Origin of the sequence: Pseudoalteromonas sp. S8-8 (assembly GCF_000497875.1) — a bacterium.
Taxonomy (GTDB): domain Bacteria; phylum Pseudomonadota; class Gammaproteobacteria; order Enterobacterales; family Alteromonadaceae; genus Pseudoalteromonas; species Pseudoalteromonas arctica.
Map to the genome: position 1 here is coordinate 252,484 of NZ_AUTR01000035.1, position 18,553 is coordinate 271,036.

Consider the following 18,553-nt stretch of genomic DNA (forward strand, 5'->3'; position numbering starts at 1 on the left):
ATTGATGAGTAACGTAAAGCAACTTCCTATTCAATTACAAAAACTTGGCTTGATGCGCTTTGAAAAGTTATACCCGCAGCAAAGTAAACAAAGTGAAGTTGTAAGGTTATTAGCATTAAGCGACTTTGCTTGGCGCAGTTTAGAATCACAACCTGATTTAAATACTTGGCTATTATGCAAAGACGAAATACAAAATAGAGTAATAGATTCTCCTTTTAAAAACCTCAACTTAGCTGACATTGATGAAGTGCAGTGCCATAAAGTACTTCGCCAATATCGTGAAAAGTACTGGCTTAAAGTCGCCTTTTTAGATTTATGCTGTAATAACCCCATTGCCGATAGTATTAATTACATAAGCCAATTGGCTGACATGCTAATAAATAGTGCTAACCAATGGGCGCATGCACAGGTGGCAAAAGTAAATGGTGAGCCGCTTGATGAGCAAAACCAAGCAATGCCATTAATGGTTTTAGGGATGGGGAAGCTCGGCGGACAAGAGCTAAATTACTCCTCTGATATTGATCTCATTTTTGCATATCCGCGCAGTACAAAAACCCAAGGTGGCCGCAGAAGCCTTGAGGCCCAAGTATTTTATACCAAAGTTGCACAAAAGCTCATTGCATCACTTAACCAAGCCACCGGTGACGGGCAGGTATTTAGGGTTGATATGCGCCTACGCCCGTTTGGCGAAAGTGGCCCTTTGGTTATGAGCTTTAATGCCATTGAAGATTACTACCAAGAACAAGGTCGCGACTGGGAACGCTACGCAATGTTAAAAGGGCGCCTAATTGGCACACCTAATAAATATTGGGATGAATTTATTAAGCTTTTAAAGCCGTTTGTTTATCGCCGGTATATTGATTTTTCGGTAATTGAATCTTTGCGTAAAATGAAGTTAATGATTGCACAAGAGGTTCGCCGTAAACGCTTAACTAATAATATAAAACTAGGTGCTGGTGGCATTCGTGAAGTTGAATTTATAGTGCAAGCCCTGCAAATGGTACGAGGTGGGCGAGAGGCTAACCTACAAACTCAATCATTACTTAAAGCATTAAATGAGTTGGCCCTCATCCAAGTTATAGATGAGCAAGAAGCAAGCGAGCTTAAACGCAATTACCTTTATTTGCGAAAAGTTGAGCAGTACTTACAAATATTTGACGATCAGCAAACGCAAACACTCCCCGATGATGAATTGAATCAGCAGCGCTTAAATTTATTATTAGAACAAGCTGATTTTTCTGCCACTTTAAGCACTATTGAAAAGGTAATGAAGCAAGTTAACGGTGAGTTTGCTCTCGTTATTGGTGAAGAAACCGCGCCACTAGATACCTGTGAAGGCGCATTTATTAGTGCTTGGGATCATGGTGATGTGAGCTTTTTAAAAGAGGCTAGAGATGAATGGCAAACACCCCTTAGCGATTTTAAATTAAGACTGTCTAAGGTAAACATAGGTAACCGAGGGCGTGAAACCCTTGATAAATTAATGCCTGTTTTATTGAGTCAGTTAAATGACTTTAATGCCAGCGCAGCTGCTTTTACAATGGTTTGCCAAATTTTTAATAAGATAATTTCACGTACTGCTTATTTAGAATTGCTGTACGAAAACCAAGGTGCATTAAAGCAACTTGTTTTACTGTGTTGTCATAGCAAATGGATAGGCGAGCATATTTCTCGCTACCCTATATTGCTGGATGAGCTAATAGACCCGGCTGTTCTTTATAAACCGACACCGTTAACCGCTTATAAAGATGAAATAAGGCAGTATTTTTTACGAATAGAGCATGACGATTTAGAACTGCAAATGGAGTCGCTTAGGCAATTTAAGCAAACGCATCAATTACGAATTGCTGCTGCTGATGCAACCGGTGTTCTTGATGTAATGAAAGTAAGCGATCACTTAACCGTACTGGCCGAAGCGATTGTTGATCAAGCTGTTAATATTGCATGGCATAACACCGTTAAGCGTTTTGGTATGCCCCCTGGCACTGATGATGAAAACAAAGGCTTTGCTGTTATTGCATATGGTAAAACAGGCGGCTTAGAAGTAGGGTACGACTCAGATTTAGATTTGGTGTTTGTGCATAATCATGATGGCTCAAGCCAAACCAATGGTGAAAAACCGATAGATTCTCGCCAGTTTTATTTAAAACTCGCTCAGCGCTTAATGCATTTATTTAATACTCGTACTGCATCGGGTATTTTGTATGAGCTTGATACTCGATTACGCCCTGAAGGTGCATCAGGTTTACTTGCTATCAATCTAGAGAGTTTTAATCACTATCAGCAAACTCAAGCATGGACGTGGGAACATCAAGCACTTGTGCGGGCTCGGTTAATTTTAGGTCAAAACGATCTGATAGATCGTTTTTCACAAATTCGTAAAAATATACTTTGCCAGCAGCGAGATGATACCGTGTTAAAAGCCGATGTAATAAAAATGCGCGAAAAAATGCGCGACCATCTAGCGAAGGGAAATACTGAGCAATTTGACTTAAAACAAGATGTTGGTGGTATGGCTGATATTGAGTTTATTACGCAATATTTAGTACTTAAACACGCTAATGAATTTGAGCAGCTTACCGTTTATTCAGATAACGTAAGAATATTAACGGATGCAGCAAATATAGGCTGTATTACTAAAGAGCAAAAACAGCAGTTGATCAAAGCGTATATTGATTATCGCTCGTGTTATCACGTGTTGAGCTTGGATCAAAAAGGCAAATTGATCTCGCGAGAAGCTTTTTTACAAGATATTACTAACGTAACGAATATTTGGAATAGTATTTTTGAATTGAATTGAATTGAATTGAATTGAATTGAATTGAATTGAATTGTAAAACCCAAGCGCTTGCTTGGGTTTTTTGTGCGCGTAAACCCTTAAACCTTTAGCTTTAAACAGTTTGTTCGCACAAATTCTGATGGTAACTCGGTAATAACCGCTGCTCTTTGTTTGTGGCAAAAGTAAGTGTAAACCTCATGCTCAAAGTCGTCATTTATAGCACGACCAATTTGATAAAGTGCTGAAGTAAAGTTGCTGTCTACTCTAAAATGATCTTTAACTACGTAATCTTTACTTAAGTACCAGTAAAGCTCAATCCCCTCATTTTTAGCATATTGATTAAGTACATCTTTAAGGGTTGTGCCATTTTCAAAGCGTCTAGGCTCAACTTCTCCAGTCCAATTTGTAGGCATTGGATCTACTGTTCGCGCACGTTCAGCCAATACTCTATCCAAGGTTTGTTCTGGTGTTTTAAGTTTTAAAACAAATTGATCTCGTTCTTTATTACTTTTTACTTGGTTACGAATAGAGGAGTAAAAACGTGATAATCCTTCGGCAGCTGCATTTTTAGATTTTTTAATATCAAATAAAGAACCATCACTCAACAAAAAATATACGGCGAGTGCTATTAGTACAGCTGCAAATGATAAATGTCTAATCCAAAACCACATGATTATTCCCCACCTTATTTGTTCCTATTATTGTTATACCATTACTTTTTATAAAAAGAAGGGGTATTTTTATCAGGTCGAGTTTTAAAACGACGGTGTAGCCACATATATTGTTCGGGTGCAGCATTAACAGATTGTTCCATGCGTTGATTTACACGTGTTACATCAGCCTTATTATCACCACTGGGGAAGTTTTCAAGCTCTGGCAGTATTTCTAAGTGATATTTACCATTTTCATCACGGCGAGTTATTAAACTCATTGTTTCGCAGTTTTTACTGCCTGCAAACATAAGAGTACCCGTTGTAGTTGCAGCGTCAGGTACTGCGTAAAATGGGACAAATTCACAGCGGTTACGACCGTAATCTTGATCGGGTAAGTAATAACATACCTTTTTATTTTTTAATGCTTTTAGTAAACCTTTTACATCTTTTCGACCGATTAAATATTCGTTAGAGCGAAGGCGCCCATTAGTCGTAAAGTATTCCATTAATGGATTGTTATGAGGGCGATAAAAGCCAACACCTTGACACTCTAAGCCCATAATACGGCTAGCCATTTCAAGATGCAGAATATGGGGGACAAGTAATAAAACACCTTTACCAGACGCTTGCACGCGTTCAAAGTGCTCAAGCCCTTTAAAAGACCCTAATGCTTTTTGTGCTCGCCACTGCGGCCACCACCAGGCCATGCCAGTCTCAACCATTGCAATACCGGTGTTTTCCATATTTTTGAGCACAAGGTCTTTTTGATCTGCTGCGCTCATATCAGGAAAACATAATTTAATGTTAACTTCTGCAATATGGCGACGGCGTTTCATAAATTTATGAACTAAGCGACCAAGCTGTTTACCCATTGCCAATTGTAGTTTTTGCGGTAACCAAGAAATTAAATATAAAAATAGAACGCCAATCCACGTTAACCAGTATCGAGGGCCCAAAAAAGATGCTTTAAAAGGAGATGAGGTGACCACAAAAATATCTCTGAGAATAAAAACGATAGTTTAACGCTAAGCGCTGTAAAATACAAAAAGCCAGCATTTAGCTGGCTTCCAATGTTTTTAACTACATGAATTATGCGATTTAAGCGGCTTTTAAACCTTGGTTTATAGCCACTAAATCTGCACTTGTTAGTGTACCCGCAGCTTGTTTTAAGCGAAGGGTAGATAACACATAACGGTAACGTACATCAGCAAGGTTACGCTTTGCATCGTATAAGTTTTGCGTACTTACTAGTACGTCAACAATGGTACGAGTACCTACTTCAAAACCAGCTTCAGTTGCTTTAAGGGCACTTTGAGCTGAAACAACGGCTTGCTCTAGCGCTTTGTAAGTAGCAATGTCTGAAACAACTTGGTTATAAGATGTAATCACTGTGCGAGTTACTGCGCGGTAATTTGTTTCATAGTCTTGGCTCGCACCTACGTAAAACGCACGGGCCTGATTTGTTGCAGCAACTGTTGCACCACCTGAATATAAAGGTACGCTAAAGTTAAGCCCTACAGAGCTTGAGTCTGAACGTGGCTGATCATCAAAGTTAGCGCCATTTATTTGATTGTCTGTAAGAGAATCGCCATAACTAGCACTAAGGGTTAGCTTTGGATAATGACCCGCTTTTGCTAATTCAATTTGATCTTTTGCAATATCAACCGTTACTTTAGACACTTGTAGGTTTATATTTTTATCTTCAGCTACTTTAACAAAGTCGCTTGAGCGCTTAGTTGGTTTAGTTGTTGAGAAAGTATCTGTATTTAAAAAGTCTAATTTTTCGTGATATTTACCTGTAATCTCACGAAGTTGCTCACGTGCTGTTTCTACAGCATTACCTGCAATAATTTCTTGAGCTACAGAGTTATCAAACTGAGCTTGCGCTTCGTGTACGTCTGTAATTGCTGTTAAGCCTACCGCATAACGTTGTTTTGTTTGCTCAAGTTGACGTTCAATTGCACGTTTTTCAGCTTCAACAAATTCAAGGTTATCGCTTGCACTTAATACGTTAAAATAACCTTCAGCAACGCGTACAATTAAGTTTTGTTTAGCTGCATCGTATAGGCCGCTTGCTTGAAGCGCTTGCTTGTCGGCAATATCTAACGTATTCCAGGCACCTAAATCAAATAATGTTTGGCTTAAGCTTACACCGCGAGAGAATTGGTCTGTATCACTTTCAACTTTTACTTGGTTAGATAAGTCGCCAACGCTTTGGTACGACGTTGCATCGCTTTTTGTATAACCCATAGTTAAACCAATTTGAGGTAATAGTGCACTCATCGCCAAATCGCTTTGGTAAGACTGCGCATCGGCTTGGGCTTTTGCTTTTAAAACAGTAGGATCGTTAGCTGTCGCTATTTCAAAAACTTGTAGTAAATCTTCAGCTTTCACTGCTGTTGCACCTAATGCGCATGATAAACTAACTAGCGCCGCAAGAATGTTCTTTTTCATGTGGGGTTCGGTCCTTAGACAATTTTTGTACTAAAAGCATGTTAACCTGTTTTACTGCATAACAAAAAAAATAATTAGTAAAACAGTATGTTCAAGTGTAACAGAATATATTAACGCATTTTAAAGCTTTAGATAAGTAGGAGGTATGTACGTGGTTGATAAAAAGCTCGTTCAATTTACACATAAAGATGTGAATTTAAAGCCAATAAAAAACCTTTATAAAGGTTTTTTTCAGGTTGATTTATACCAGTTTGAACATGCTCTTTTTGCGGGTGGAAAATCTAAAGTAATTAGTCGAGAAATATTAGAACGTGGCGATGCAATTGCAGTACTCCCTTACGATCCAATATCAGATACTGTTCTTTTAATTGAGCAAATACGTATTGGCGCTATTAAAAGCAAGCATTCGCCTTGGCTGCTAGAGTGTATAGCCGGAATGACAGACGGCAGTACGGATTACGAATCAGTTGTAAAAAAAGAAGCGTATGAAGAAGCTGGGCTTGAATTAACTGAACTTGAATTTATGCTTTCATACCTATCAAGCCCTGGTGGTACAACTGAGCGCTTGCATTTGTATTTAGCGCGTACTGACTTAAGCCAAGTGAAATCAGGTGTATATGGTCTTGAAACTGAAGGGGAGGATATAAAAACTCACATTCTATCAGTTGATGATGCGCTAATGCGCCTCAATAACGGTGAAATGGATAATGCGGCAACGGTTATTTGTATGCAGTGGCTTGCGCTTAATCGTGAAAAAATGGCAAGCAAATGGGCATAAACTCTTACTAATATTATGGTGGTACTTTGACAGCACAATTAGCAACAAAGCGATATATTCAGAGCCTCCCAAAGTATTTAACACTTTGTGAGCATAACTATGTGCGACTATTAAAGTTGTTACCGAGCGAGCGCAATATAGGAAGCATTCGTGAAGTTAAATTTGGCAACAGTGAGTTTGCTACAAAAATTGATGGCAGCGCAAAATACACCATGGATATTTCAATTAAGCAGCTAACAGGAATGGTTAAAGGGATTACGCCACTGTATTTAACGGTACGCATGTATCACGATGCCAAAGTGGCTGAAATTGTTCATCACGATTACCATCAACGCATAAAACCATCTTATGGATACCCTAACCCTAAAATGCATCAAAAAGATGAAAAGTATCAACTGAATGCTTTTTTATACGATTGGTTAGTGGCCTGTGTAGAGCACGGACAAGCGACGTTAAATTGGGATGTAAATAATGGCTTGGTTTGATGATACATATACATTTGATAAATCATCTTTAAAAATTGCTCATATTACTGACAGCCATTTATTTGCAGACAAAAGCGGTGAGTACTTTACTGTAAATACCGCAGATCATTTTGAACAAGCCTTGGCACACATAGCTAAGCAATCAATAGACTGCATTATTTTTGGTGGCGATTTAACACAAGATCATAGTTTTGAATCGTACTTATTATTTAGTGAACTTATAAATGCCAGTGACATTACTTGCCCTGTATTTTGGGTGCCAGGTAATCATGATGAACTAGCAATGCTTAATCGCATAAGTGGTGGGCAAATAAATTCGGCTAAACATATTATTGCTAATGGGATTGAGCTACTTCTTATTAATTCTAAAGGGCCCACGCCCGCAGGATGGGTTACTGGCACGCATTTAGATGAAGTAACGGACGCTTTAGTCAACTCGAATAATAGTAAAGTTATATTTTGTCATCATAATCCGCTGCCAATAAACGGCTACCTTGATAAACACTTATTAGAAAATGGCCCACAGCTTTTAAATATCTTAGTTAATAGTAATAATGTATCTGCGCTTTTTCATGGGCATGTGCACAATGATTACGAACAAAGTTTTAGAGGGCTGCCCATATATGCGACCCCAGCCAGCTCAATACAGTTTGTAAAGCACACTTCACAGTGGGAGCAAAAAAATGCGGGACCAGCTTACAGAACGCTAAATATAAAGAGTAAAAAAGATAAAGTAGAAGTAAAAACGGAAGTAGTATGGCTAAACGCGTAATTTATATTCATGGCTTTAATAGTTCACAAAAATCATATAAAGCTGTGCGCTTTGGTGAGCTTATGGCAAACTATGACGTTGATTATTGTGTACCGAACTTAAACCACGAGCCCCTACAAGCTATAATTGAGCTTGAACAATTACTAACGCCAAATACCGTTTTATTAGGTAGCTCGTTAGGTGGTTTTTTTGCCACGTATTTATCGCAGCGTTATCAAATTCCTGCAGTGGTTATTAATCCCGCGGTCGCACCCTATAATTTATTACAGTCGTTACTTGGACCTAATTATAATCCGTATCAAGATTATCATTACGATTTAAATAACAGTCATATTGAGGCACTTAAATTACTCGCTGTAGATAAATTAGCATACCCTGAGTTACTGTACTTATTACAGCAAACAGGCGATGAAGTGTTGAACTTTCAACACGCAGTAAAATATTATTCGCAATGCAAGCAATTGATAGAATTTGGTGGCGATCATAGCTACGTTGAATTTGAACGCACCTTTGCAAGTATTGTAGATTTTCTTAAAATCACGTAAAACTAGTTAGCCTGAACTGAGGTTAGTTACTATATTAACGCTTTAGCGCATATAACAATAAAACTAGTAAAACGTATTAGAGCCTTAGCGGATATAAAGACAAAAACTATGAGTGATCAAAATTATAACGCCGAAGCCATTGAAGTACTTAATGGATTAGATCCGGTAAAACGACGCCCAGGGATGTACACAGATACAACACGTCCCAATCATTTAGGCCAAGAGGTTATCGATAACAGTGTCGATGAAGCTATGGCGGGTCATGCTACTCGTATCGACGTAATACTCCACGAAGACAATTCGCTTGAAGTAAGTGATGACGGGCGTGGTATGCCTATTGATATTCACCCAGAAGAAGGTATCCCTGGGGTTGAATTGATCTTCACTAAATTACACGCCGGTGGTAAGTTTTCTAATAAAAACTATCAATTTTCGGGTGGTTTACACGGCGTAGGTATTTCGGTAGTAAATGCGTTATCTACGCGTGTAGAAGTAACAGTAAGACGCGACGCTCAACAATACAGAATGGCATTTGAAAGCGGCGATAAAGTAGAAGACTTAAACGTAATTGGTACAGTGGGTAAGCGTAACACCGGTACTACGGTTCGTTTTTGGGCTGATGTTAGCTACTTTGATTCACCAAATTATTCAATTACTAAACTTAATCATTTATTAAAAGCCAAAGCCGTTTTGTGTCCCGGGCTGCGAATTAAGTTTGTTAATAAGCAAACAAAAGAAACCCAAGAATGGTTTTACGAAACAGGCTTAAAAGATTATTTAGTTGAAGCAATTAAAGGTTTTGAAACATTACCGCAAGACCCGTTTGTTGGCGAATTTAAAAGTTCAATTGAAGGCGCTGACTGGGCTGTTGTATGGCTACCAGAAGGTGGTGAATCAATAGCCGAAAGCTACGTAAACCTTATTCCTACCGCGCAAGGTGGTACGCATGTAAATGGTTTACGCCAAGGCTTGCTTGAAGCAATGCGTGAATTTTGTGAGTTTAGAAACTTACTACCGCGTGGTGTGAAATTAACTCCTGATGACATTTGGGATCGTTGTAGTTACGTGTTGTCGGTTAAAATGCAAGATCCACAATTTGCAGGGCAAACAAAAGAAAAACTATCATCACGCTCGTGTTCTGCGTTTGTATCGGGGGTTGTAAAAGACTCGTTTAGTTTATGGTTAAATGAACATACAGATACCGCAGAGTTATTAGCTGAGTTATGTATTTCAAATGCACAAACTCGCTTGCGTGCAGCTAAAAAAGTAGTGCGTAAACGTGTTACTGCAGGTCCTGCTTTACCGGGTAAACTTACCGATTGTAGCGCGGCCGATAACGACCGTACCGAATTGTTTTTAGTGGAAGGTGATTCTGCTGGTGGCTCTGCTAAACAAGCAAGAGACCGTGAATTTCAGGCTATCATGCCGCTACGTGGTAAAATTTTGAATACCTGGGAAGTTGAGTCAGGCCAAATACTAGCATCACAAGAAGTACACGATATTTCAGTGGCGCTGGGTATTGATCCAGAATCAACCGATATGTCGGCATTACGCTACAATAAAATTTGTATATTGGCCGATGCTGACTCGGATGGACTACACATCGCAACACTATTATGTGCACTGTTTGTTCGCCATTTCCCAGAGTTAGTAAAAACAGGGCATGTGTATGTAGCAATGCCGCCATTATTTAGAATCGATATTGGTAAAGAAGTTTATTACGCACTTGATGAGCAAGAAAAAACCGCTATTTTGGCGCGCATAGAAGCCGAGAAAAAACGCGGAAAAGTAAACGTACAACGATTCAAAGGTCTGGGTGAAATGAACCCGTTACAACTGCGTGAAACCACGATGGATCCAAATACACGACGTTTAGTGCAGCTTACGCTTGATGAAGAAGTAGAAACCATGGAAATGATGGATATGCTGCTTGCTAAGAAACGATCGCCTGATCGTCGTCAATGGTTAGAAGATCATGGTAACAAGGCACTCGTTTAATTACCTGTGCTTAACACTAGGAGAGGCGAATGAAAAAACTACTAGGAAGTTTGCTGTTACTTGGGCTGACTACCGCTCCTGTAATGGCGAAAAATATACTCGATAAGCTCACCGTAGCACCGGGATTTGAAATAAGCTTATTTGCAAATGATGTAGAAAATGCACGTCAAATAGCTGTTTCCAAAAAAGGTATTGTGTATGTTGGCTCTCGTAAAGCGGGCAACGTATATGCGCTTATTGATCATAATAGCGATGGCGTAGCAGATAAAAAAATTGTTGTGGCTAAAGGCCTAAACATGCCCTCTGGCATAGCAATTAAAGATGGCGATTTATACGTAGGCGAAGTACATCGTATTATTCGCTTTAAAAATATTGATACCCAATTAAAAGATCCAAAATTTGATGTGGTTTATAACGCATTACCGAGCGAGCGTCATCATGGTTGGAAATTTTTACGTTTTGCACCAACGGGCGAGCTAATCATTCCGGTGGGTGTACCGTGTAATATTTGTGCTGAAGATGAACGTTTTGGTCGTATTTTTGCGCTTAATGTAGAAACAAAACAAATAAAAACAATAGCCAAGGGCGTTAGAAACACCGTCGGTTTTGATTTTCATCCAGCTACTCAAGCTTTATGGTTTAGTGATAACGGTCGCGACATGATGGGCGATGATATTCCGCCTGATGAGTTAAACCGTGCAACGCAAGAGGGTGAGCATTTTGGTTTTCCGTATGTTCATGCCGGTGCAATTATTGACCCTGAGTTTGGTGAAGGTAAAAATATTGCCGATTACACGTCGCCAGCTCTTGCACTTCCAGCGCATGTAGCGCCATTAGGTATTCATTTTTATAACGGTAAGCAATTTCCAGCAAGCTATAAGCAACAATTATTTGTTGCTGAACATGGCTCATGGAACCGTTCTAAAAAGTCAGGTTATAAAGTAGGGCTAGCAACAATTGAAGTAGGTCGCGTAACTAAATATACGCCATTTATTACTGGCTTTATGAAAGACGAAACAACATTTGGACGCCCTGTTGCATTTGCAGAATTAGGTGACGGCAGTCTGTTAGTAAGCGATGATTACGCCAATGTAATCTACCGTGTAAGCTATAAGAAAAACTAGGTAAGCTTTAATGAGTGATACAGATACCTTGCTAATGCAAGGAATTGAGCAACAAACAATGGGGCGTTTTACCGAAGACGCCTATTTAAATTATTCCATGTACGTGATCATGGACCGCGCCTTACCGCATGTAGGTGATGGTTTAAAACCAGTACAGCGTCGTATTATTTATGCGATGAGCGAACTGGGTTTGTCGGCTAACGCTAAGTACAAAAAATCAGCCCGTACAGTGGGTGACGTGCTTGGTAAGTACCATCCACACGGCGACAGTGCATGTTACGAAGCGATGGTATTAATGGCGCAGCCGTTTTCTTACCGCTACCCTTTGGTGGATGGACAAGGAAACTGGGGCGCGGCAGATGACCCTAAATCGTTTGCAGCAATGCGTTATACCGAAGCGCGTTTATCTAAGTTTTCAGAAGTACTGCTTAAAGAGCTTGGCCAAGGCACCGTCGATTGGACACCAAACTTTGATGGCACAATGGACGAACCTGTTGTACTGCCTTCTCGTTTACCGCATATTTTACTAAATGGTATAACGGGTATTGCCGTAGGTATGGCAACCGATATTCCGCCACATAACGTACGTGAAGTGGCTAGTGCATGTTGTTTATTACTTGATAAACCAAAAACAGAGCTTGAAGAATTACTTGAGCTTGTACATGCACCAGATTACCCAACAGATGCTGAAATAATTACCCCAAAAGCCGATATTCACAAAATATATAAAACCGGTCGTGGGTCTATCAAAATGCGTGCGGTTTATACCGAAGAGCATGGTGATATTGTTATTACAGCGCTGCCGCATCAATGTTCTGGTGGTAAAGTACTTGAGCAAATTGCAGCGCAAATGAACGCTAAAAAATTACCAATGATTGCCGATTTACGTGACGAGTCAGATCACGAAAATCCAACACGCATTGTAATTATTCCGCGCTCAAACCGCATTAAAGCTGAGCCATTAATGGCGCACTTATTTGCAACCACCGATCTTGAAAAAAATTACCGAGTAAACTTAAACATGCTAGGCCTAGATGGCCGCCCGCAAGTTAAAGACTTACGCTGTATTTTAAGTGAGTGGCTAATATTTAGACGCGAAACAGTGCGTCGTCGTTTGCAGTATCGTTTAGATAAAGTATTAGCACGTCTACATATTTTAGAGGGTTTGCTAGCCGCCTTTTTAAATATTGATGAAGTAATTGAAATCATTCGCAGCGAAGATAAACCAAAGCCTGTATTAATGAAGCGCTTTGATTTAACTGATACGCAAGCAGAAGCAATTTTAGAATTAAAACTTCGTCATTTAGCAAAACTTGAAGAGTTTAAAATTCGTGGTGAGCAAGACGAACTGGCTAAAGAGCGTGATAAATTAGCGCAAATTTTGGGCTCAGAACGTCGTATGTCGACACTGCTTAAAAAAGAAATTCAAGAAGCCGCTGAAATGTATGGTGACGATCGTCGCTCGCCAGTGATTGAGCGCTCAGAAGCGAAAGCACTTAACGAAAAAGATTTAATTCCATCAGAGTCAGTTACTGTTGTGCTATCAGACAAAGGCTGGGCACGCGTTGGTAAAGGTCATGACTTAGATGTACAAGGCTTAAATTATCGCTCAGGGGACGGCTTTAGAGCCTCTGCTCGTGGTAAGAGTAATCAACCTGCGGTGTTTTTAGATTCAGCGGGGCGGGCGTTTGCAACCGATGCGCACAGTCTACCTTCGGCGCGTAGCCAAGGCGAACCAATGACAGGTCGCTTTAACTTAACACCAGGTGCTAATTTTGAGCACGTGGTAATGAGTGAAGACGAGCAAGTATTGCTTATGGCGTCAGATGCAGGTTACGGCTTTATTACCGACTTTAAAGACTTAGTTAGTAAAAATAAAAACGGTAAAGCGCTGGTAAGTGTCCCTAAAGGTGGAATATTACTTTCTCCTATTAGAGTGAACGATGTTGCTAGCGATTACTGTATGGCTATTTCTAACGAAGGTCGAATGCTTTTATTCCCGCTGCGAGACTTACCAAAATTAGGTAAGGGTAAAGGTAATAAAATCATTTCTATACCAGGTGCTAAAGTACAAGCCCGTGAAGAGTTTGTAAAAGTGCTTGCTGTTGTACCACTAGGAAGCAGTGTTACGCTTCATGCTGGTAAGCGTAAACTAACACTTAAACCAAGTGATTTAGAGCATTATCATGGTGAGCGAGGACGTAGGGGTAATAAACTACCGCGTGGCTTACAGCGTGTTGACGAAGCCGTTGTTGAGCTAACCCCTCAAGATGATGAACCAATAGACGTTATTAGCGAAGAGTAGCCAATTACTTTTTTGTATAAATAAAAACGGTCTGCATTTGCAGGCCGTTTTTGTTTTAAAATAAAGAGCTTAAATATTTCAGCGTACACTTGTGCGCTATTGACTCGTTTGTGTCACAAAATAACGCTATAATAATTATAATTCATTTTTGGAGAAGCCCATTTGCTAGCTGTTATACGCGTTTTTATTATGCTGCTGTTTATATTATTCAGTTGTATTTTTGGTTTATTACTTTCGATTGTAAGACCATTTCACCCTAATAATGTACATATTATAGCGGGTTGGTTTGGCTCAATGGCTAAAATGGTTGGCGTTAAGCTAGTTTTAACACGTCATAAAGATGCCGTTGATCCAGGTCCTGCAGTTTATGTTGCTAATCATCAAAATAGCTACGACTTATTTACAGTGCCAGCAATGGTGCCAAAAAACTGCGTAAGTTTGGGTAAAAAGAGCTTAAAGTGGATCCCATTTTTCGGTCAGCTTTATTGGTTGTCGGGTAATATATTAATAGACAGATCGAATCGCTCCAAAGCGGCAGGAACTATCTCAAAAGCAGCCGAAAAAATTAAAAATAATGGCTTATCTGTATGGATGTTTCCAGAAGGTACACGAAGCTACGGAAGAGGGTTGCTACCATTCAAAACCGGTGCATTTCACACCGCAATGAGCGCAGATGTACCCATAATTCCGGTATGTATGAATACAACACATAAAACCATTAAGCTAAATCGTTGGGATAATGGTACAATTCACATCGAAATGTTAGCGCCTATACCGCTTGATAAAGAAATTAGCGCGCGTGAGCATGCTAAAAGCGTGCATAGCATTATGGCTGCTAAAATAACTGAATTAGATGCTCAAGTGAGAGAAAAATAATGGAAAACTGGCGTGAAATAAGTGAAGACATCGTAAGTTCACTACTTGAAGATGGGTCAGACCCTGAAATACTTTATGAAGTAGAGCACCACTTTGTGTGTGAAGACTTTCCTAAGTTAGAGCAAGCTGCACTTGCTGCTTTTAAATTGGGTTACGATGTTGAAGAACCAGCAGAGCTTGAGCTTGAAGACGGTAACAAAATTTGGAGCTTTGACATTGTAGTTGAAGCTGAGCTAGACGTAGACGTTATTATGGAAGACGTTGATAAGCTAGCGCAACTAGCCGTTGAGTGCGAAGTTGAGTACGATGGTTGGGGTACTTACTTTCAAGAGTAATGTAATTAACGAGTGTTTAGATTAACTAGTTTAAAAGCGAGTGCTGTAGAAGCACTCGCTTTTTTATGCCTATAACTAGGGCATGTTTATTTTCGAGGTTATACCAATCCGTAATAATACTTAATCATTTTACGGGGCTAAACGTGTCGCTACCTGCGTTAAAAAATTCTCATTTAGAACAACTAAATAGCGATTTTTTTACCTAGCTATCAACACGTTTTTCCAGCCTTAAAATAGATCACTTAATTAAACGAATTGGTATTAAATAAATATACTGCTACAAATTCAACCACCAAAGGTCAACATGGACTAGCTAGAGACTAATAAATCTAAATATTTAGGGCTTTAATATGCTAGTAAATGTGTTGATTAAAGCTCCATTTAATTAATTATTCGTACTAAATCTATTTTCAAATCAAGCTGTGTTAGTGCCTTATTGGTATGACCAGTTTTTCTCAGTTACAATTTAATCAAAATTTAATTCGGTTTATTCATAAAGCATTAAGCTATAAATAAAAATTGGTAATAGACCATTTTATTTTAATTACTACTATTTTCTGAAATTTACAAATAACAACATTCGTTTTTTTAAATTGGTTTGTTTTTAACTTGTTGTTATTAATTGATTAATGTTTATTTTATTATTATTTTTAGAACGTTTAGCTGATTTCATGGTAACAATTCACTTGTTGACATATTGGATACAAAAAATATAGCCTTGCCTTACCGGTTTGGCAATGTTTTGGTAATACCAATTTGAGTTATTTTAATTTATTTTTGATATTACCAATTTTTTGAATTGAAAGTCTGTTTACATGATGCAAGCTCAAGCTAAGTTTGGTATTTAGTACTAAGTTAGCTGTTAGGTTATTTATACAGATTTAAAGGAATAAAAATGATGGTTAAATATAAAAAGTTACTTATTTGTTCTGCAATTGCTGCGAGTACTTCTTTTGCGCATGCTGCCACGATTGATAATTCTGGTTTTGAAGATGGTTGGAGTAACTGGAATGAAACAGAGCCCGCAGCACTATCTTCAGATTCGTATAAAGGCTCTAAATCATTAAAAATTCAAGGTAGCCCAGGGCGTGTTTACCAGAATGTAGATGTAGATCGAAATACTCAGTACACGTTAAGTGCGTACGTACTTGGCAAGGGACAAATCGGCATTAACGATCTTAATGGTTTGTTTAAAAGTGAGAAATTTAACGTTTCTTCGTGGACAAAAGTATCTAAAACTTTCACCACAGCTAGTACTAATTCATTGCAGGTATTTGCTAAGCATGACAAAAGCTCAAATGATGTTCGCTTTGACAACTTTTCATTAACTAAGGGAACTTCTTCTGGCGGTGGAGACACGGGTGGTGGTGATACTGGCGGTGGCGACACTGGTAGTGGCTCAGGTATAGCAAGCAACATCACCAACGGTAGTATTTTTGACCTTGAAGGTAACGATCCTCATCCATTAGTAAATAGCGACACTTTAGAGTTTGTTCCTCTAGAAGCGCGTCATATCACTCCAAACGGGAATGGCTGGCGTCATGAATATAAAGTAAAAGAAAGTGCACGTGTTGCAATGACTGAAACCTATGAGGTTTTTGAGGCAACTGTAAAAGTTGAAATGTCAGATGGTGGTAAAACGATTATTTCTCAGCACCACGCTAGCGATACGGGTACGATTTCAAAAGTATATGTTTCAGATACTGATGAATCAGGTTTTGATGATAGCGTAGCAGGTAACGGGATTTTTGACGTTTATGTTCGCCTGCGTAACACCAGTGGTAAAGAAGAAAAACATGCACTAGGTACTATCAGAAGTGGTGGTTCATTCAATCTAAAAGTAGTTAATAATTACGGTGATGTAGATGTGACTGCACTAGGTACTACCTTTGGTATTCCGGTAGAAGATGATTCAGAATCTTACTTCAAGTTTGGTAATTATTTACAATCACAAGACCCATATACACTAGATGAGTGTGGCGAGTCAGGAAACTCAGATTCATTTAAAGAGTGCTTTAAAGATTTAGGAATTACAAAAGCTAAAGTAACAATGACTGACGTTAGTTATACGCGTAAAACTAACTAATTATTTAGTTATTCAGTAGTTTAGAAAGCTACTTAGTTTAAAGCTGAGTGGCTTTTTTAACTGTAAAAACTTAATTTATACCAATTCGCTTAATTAAGTGATCTATTTTTAGGTAAGAAAATAGTGTCGATAACAAAGCAAAAATTTCGTTATTTAGTTATTATCACTAATTGCTCCTGCATTGCTCTACCTCCTGCATCCATGCAGACGTATATCAGAAATTTTTAACGCAGTTAGCGTCAGATTTAATCTCTCAAATTGATTAAGTATTATTGCGGGTTGGTATTACAACCATTTTTTATTTTTAAAATACACACCAATACCGCCAGTAAGCACAATTAAAAATATGACAAAAGCACTAAACGCATAAGGACTCTCGGTACCCGGAATGCCTCCTACGTTTACGCCGAACAGGCCGGTTAAAAAGCCTAAAGGTAAAAACAATGCAGCCACAACCGACATTACATACATACGCTGATTTAATTGCTCAGACACTTGGTTAGTGATTGTTTGTTGAATGATTTGCGCACGTTCAATAGAGCTATCAAGCTCCTCTAAATAACGAATAAGTAAGTTAGTTGTTTCGTTTAATTTTGCTTTATCGTCATCTAACAGCCACGGGTAGTGATTATTTACCATTGAGCTAAGGGCTTCTTTTTGCGGTTTTAAATAACGCTTTAAGGCAATTGTTTGACGGCGCAACTGTGATAAACCTTGGTTATCAAACTTTTTACTTGGTTCATCTATTTCTTCTTCAAACTCGTCGAGTGTTTCATCTAGTGAGTCAATAACGCTTTGCATGCGAGAAGTTAGTTTTTGTGTAATAGAGCATACTAGCTCAGAAATATTGCATGGGCCTTTATTTTCATTTAAACAGGCGAGCGTATCTTGCACCGATAATAAACGACGCTTGCGGGTAGTAATAAGAATGTCTTCGCTAATAAATAAACGAATTGAAACCATGTCTTCAGGGCTTTGTGCTGGATTTAAATTTACACCACGTAAAAATAACATATGTCCGTTAGTAGTTGATGTAATACGCGGGCGTGTTTCATCAGCAATTAAGGACTCTAATTCGTAGTCGTTTAAATGAGGTTGTGCCTTGAGCCACTGAACAGCCTCGCTTTGGCTATAGTCCATGTGCACCCAAAGTTTTCCGTGGCTTGGTTGCCAGCTATTTAGCTCATTAGTGCTTTCAATAGGGCGAGCGCCGCCTTGTCCATCAAGTACAAGTGCATGTAGTAAACCATTAATCATAATTATTTCTCATAATAGTGTATTTTTAATACCGTTAACTATAGTGTATCTACTTAACTATTTTAAACTTACCTTTATTTTTAATAAGTTAAGCTTAAATAGCAAA

15 protein-coding genes are annotated in these 18,553 nt (G+C 38.8%); 11 read left to right on the forward strand and 4 right to left on the reverse strand.

The features are described 5' to 3' along the window. The first annotated feature begins 4 nt into the window (after positions 1 to 4). Positions 5 to 2,800 carry a bifunctional [glutamate--ammonia ligase]-adenylyl-L-tyrosine phosphorylase/[glutamate--ammonia-ligase] adenylyltransferase gene (gene glnE, locus L659_RS0111940; RefSeq protein WP_024590683.1) on the forward strand — a complete coding sequence of 932 codons (2,796 nt, stop codon included), beginning with the start codon at positions 5 to 7 and terminating at the stop codon, positions 2,798 to 2,800. Between the two features lie 77 nt (positions 2,801 to 2,877). Here the strand turns inward: glnE and L659_RS0111945 are convergent, their stop codons facing one another. The 3 genes from L659_RS0111945 to tolC all read right to left on the reverse strand — a co-directional run bounded on the left by L659_RS0111945 (position 2,878) and on the right by tolC (position 5,886). Then, a complete protein-coding gene (locus tag L659_RS0111945) occupies positions 2,878 to 3,450 on the reverse strand; it encodes a toxin co-regulated pilus biosynthesis Q family protein (protein WP_024590684.1) in 573 nt (190 codons plus the stop codon). Between the two features lie 41 nt (positions 3,451 to 3,491). Continuing rightward, positions 3,492 to 4,421 (reverse strand): LpxL/LpxP family Kdo(2)-lipid IV(A) lauroyl/palmitoleoyl acyltransferase, encoded by a 930-nt coding sequence (lpxL, locus tag L659_RS0111950; RefSeq protein ID WP_024590685.1) that lies wholly within the window; start codon positions 4,419 to 4,421, stop codon positions 3,492 to 3,494. 109 nt (positions 4,422 to 4,530) lie between these two features. After that, positions 4,531 to 5,886 (reverse strand): outer membrane channel protein TolC, encoded by a 1,356-nt coding sequence (gene tolC / locus L659_RS0111955; RefSeq protein ID WP_024590686.1) that lies wholly within the window; start codon positions 5,884 to 5,886, stop codon positions 4,531 to 4,533. A gap of 151 nt (positions 5,887 to 6,037) precedes the next feature. On the opposite strand from tolC, the gene L659_RS0111960 reads away from it, so the two are divergent. The 10 genes from L659_RS0111960 to L659_RS0112005 all read left to right on the forward strand — a co-directional run bounded on the left by L659_RS0111960 (position 6,038) and on the right by L659_RS0112005 (position 17,190). Continuing rightward, a complete protein-coding gene (locus L659_RS0111960) occupies positions 6,038 to 6,664 on the forward strand; it encodes an NUDIX domain-containing protein (protein ID WP_010553288.1) in 627 nt (208 codons plus the stop codon). 26 nt (positions 6,665 to 6,690) lie between these two features. Beyond that, complete coding sequence (locus L659_RS0111965; RefSeq protein ID WP_024590688.1) at positions 6,691 to 7,149, forward strand: DUF1249 domain-containing protein; 459 nt, start codon at positions 6,691 to 6,693, stop codon at positions 7,147 to 7,149. Continuing rightward, the gene (locus L659_RS0111970) at positions 7,136 to 7,921 is read left to right on the forward strand and encodes a metallophosphoesterase (RefSeq protein ID WP_024590689.1); all 786 of its coding nucleotides are present in this window, start codon (positions 7,136 to 7,138) and stop codon (positions 7,919 to 7,921) included. Before L659_RS0111965 ends, L659_RS0111970 begins: the two co-directional genes overlap by 14 nt. After that, positions 7,906 to 8,466 (forward strand): YqiA/YcfP family alpha/beta fold hydrolase, encoded by a 561-nt coding sequence (locus L659_RS0111975; RefSeq protein ID WP_007585377.1) that lies wholly within the window; start codon positions 7,906 to 7,908, stop codon positions 8,464 to 8,466. The genes L659_RS0111970 and L659_RS0111975 overlap by 16 nt, the downstream gene beginning before the upstream one ends. 108 nt (positions 8,467 to 8,574) lie before the next feature. Further along, complete coding sequence (parE, locus tag L659_RS0111980; RefSeq protein ID WP_024590690.1) at positions 8,575 to 10,464, forward strand: DNA topoisomerase IV subunit B; 1,890 nt, start codon at positions 8,575 to 8,577, stop codon at positions 10,462 to 10,464. A 29-nt stretch (positions 10,465 to 10,493) separates the two neighbouring features. After that, positions 10,494 to 11,588, forward strand: coding sequence for a PQQ-dependent sugar dehydrogenase (locus L659_RS0111985; protein ID WP_024590691.1), 1,095 nt, complete (start codon positions 10,494 to 10,496; stop codon positions 11,586 to 11,588). A 10-nt stretch (positions 11,589 to 11,598) separates the two neighbouring features. Next, positions 11,599 to 13,893, forward strand: a complete 2,295-nt coding sequence (gene parC, locus L659_RS0111990) for a DNA topoisomerase IV subunit A (protein WP_024590692.1) — start codon at positions 11,599 to 11,601, stop codon at positions 13,891 to 13,893. Positions 13,894 to 14,055: 162 nt separating this feature from the next. Then, positions 14,056 to 14,769 (forward strand): 1-acylglycerol-3-phosphate O-acyltransferase, encoded by a 714-nt coding sequence (locus tag L659_RS0111995; protein WP_024590693.1) that lies wholly within the window; start codon positions 14,056 to 14,058, stop codon positions 14,767 to 14,769. Next, complete coding sequence (gene rraB / locus L659_RS0112000; protein ID WP_007585369.1) at positions 14,769 to 15,104, forward strand: ribonuclease E inhibitor RraB; 336 nt, start codon at positions 14,769 to 14,771, stop codon at positions 15,102 to 15,104. Before L659_RS0111995 ends, rraB begins: the two co-directional genes overlap by 1 nt. 898 nt (positions 15,105 to 16,002) lie before the next feature. After that, entirely contained in the window at positions 16,003 to 17,190 is a 1,188-nt protein-coding gene (locus tag L659_RS0112005; protein WP_024590694.1) for a polysaccharide lyase family 7 protein, read from the forward strand. Positions 17,191 to 17,475: 285 nt separating this feature from the next. On the opposite strand, the gene zntB is transcribed toward L659_RS0112005, so the two are convergent. Then, a complete protein-coding gene (gene zntB, locus L659_RS0112010; protein WP_024590695.1) occupies positions 17,476 to 18,447 on the reverse strand; it encodes a zinc transporter ZntB in 972 nt (323 codons plus the stop codon). Positions 18,448 to 18,553 lie beyond the last annotated feature (106 nt).

Excerpts from the sequence above, each read along its gene's own strand:
- glnE (WP_024590683.1), top strand. The coding sequence starts at position 5 with ATGAGTAACGTAAAGCAACTTCCTATTCAATTACAAAAACTTGGCTTG.
- L659_RS0111945 (WP_024590684.1), bottom strand. The coding sequence starts at position 3,450 with ATGTGGTTTTGGATTAGACATTTATCATTTGCAGCTGTACTAATAGCA.
- tolC (WP_024590686.1), bottom strand. The coding sequence starts at position 5,886 with ATGAAAAAGAACATTCTTGCGGCGCTAGTTAGTTTATCATGCGCATTA.
- L659_RS0111970 (WP_024590689.1), top strand. The coding sequence starts at position 7,136 with ATGGCTTGGTTTGATGATACATATACATTTGATAAATCATCTTTAAAA.
- L659_RS0111975 (WP_007585377.1), top strand. The coding sequence starts at position 7,906 with ATGGCTAAACGCGTAATTTATATTCATGGCTTTAATAGTTCACAAAAA.
- parE (WP_024590690.1), top strand. The coding sequence starts at position 8,575 with ATGAGTGATCAAAATTATAACGCCGAAGCCATTGAAGTACTTAATGGA.
- L659_RS0111985 (WP_024590691.1), top strand. The coding sequence starts at position 10,494 with ATGAAAAAACTACTAGGAAGTTTGCTGTTACTTGGGCTGACTACCGCT.
- parC (WP_024590692.1), top strand. The coding sequence starts at position 11,599 with ATGAGTGATACAGATACCTTGCTAATGCAAGGAATTGAGCAACAAACA.
- rraB (WP_007585369.1), top strand. The coding sequence starts at position 14,769 with ATGGAAAACTGGCGTGAAATAAGTGAAGACATCGTAAGTTCACTACTT.
- L659_RS0112005 (WP_024590694.1), top strand. The coding sequence starts at position 16,003 with ATGGTTAAATATAAAAAGTTACTTATTTGTTCTGCAATTGCTGCGAGT.
- zntB (WP_024590695.1), bottom strand. The coding sequence starts at position 18,447 with ATGATTAATGGTTTACTACATGCACTTGTACTTGATGGACAAGGCGGC.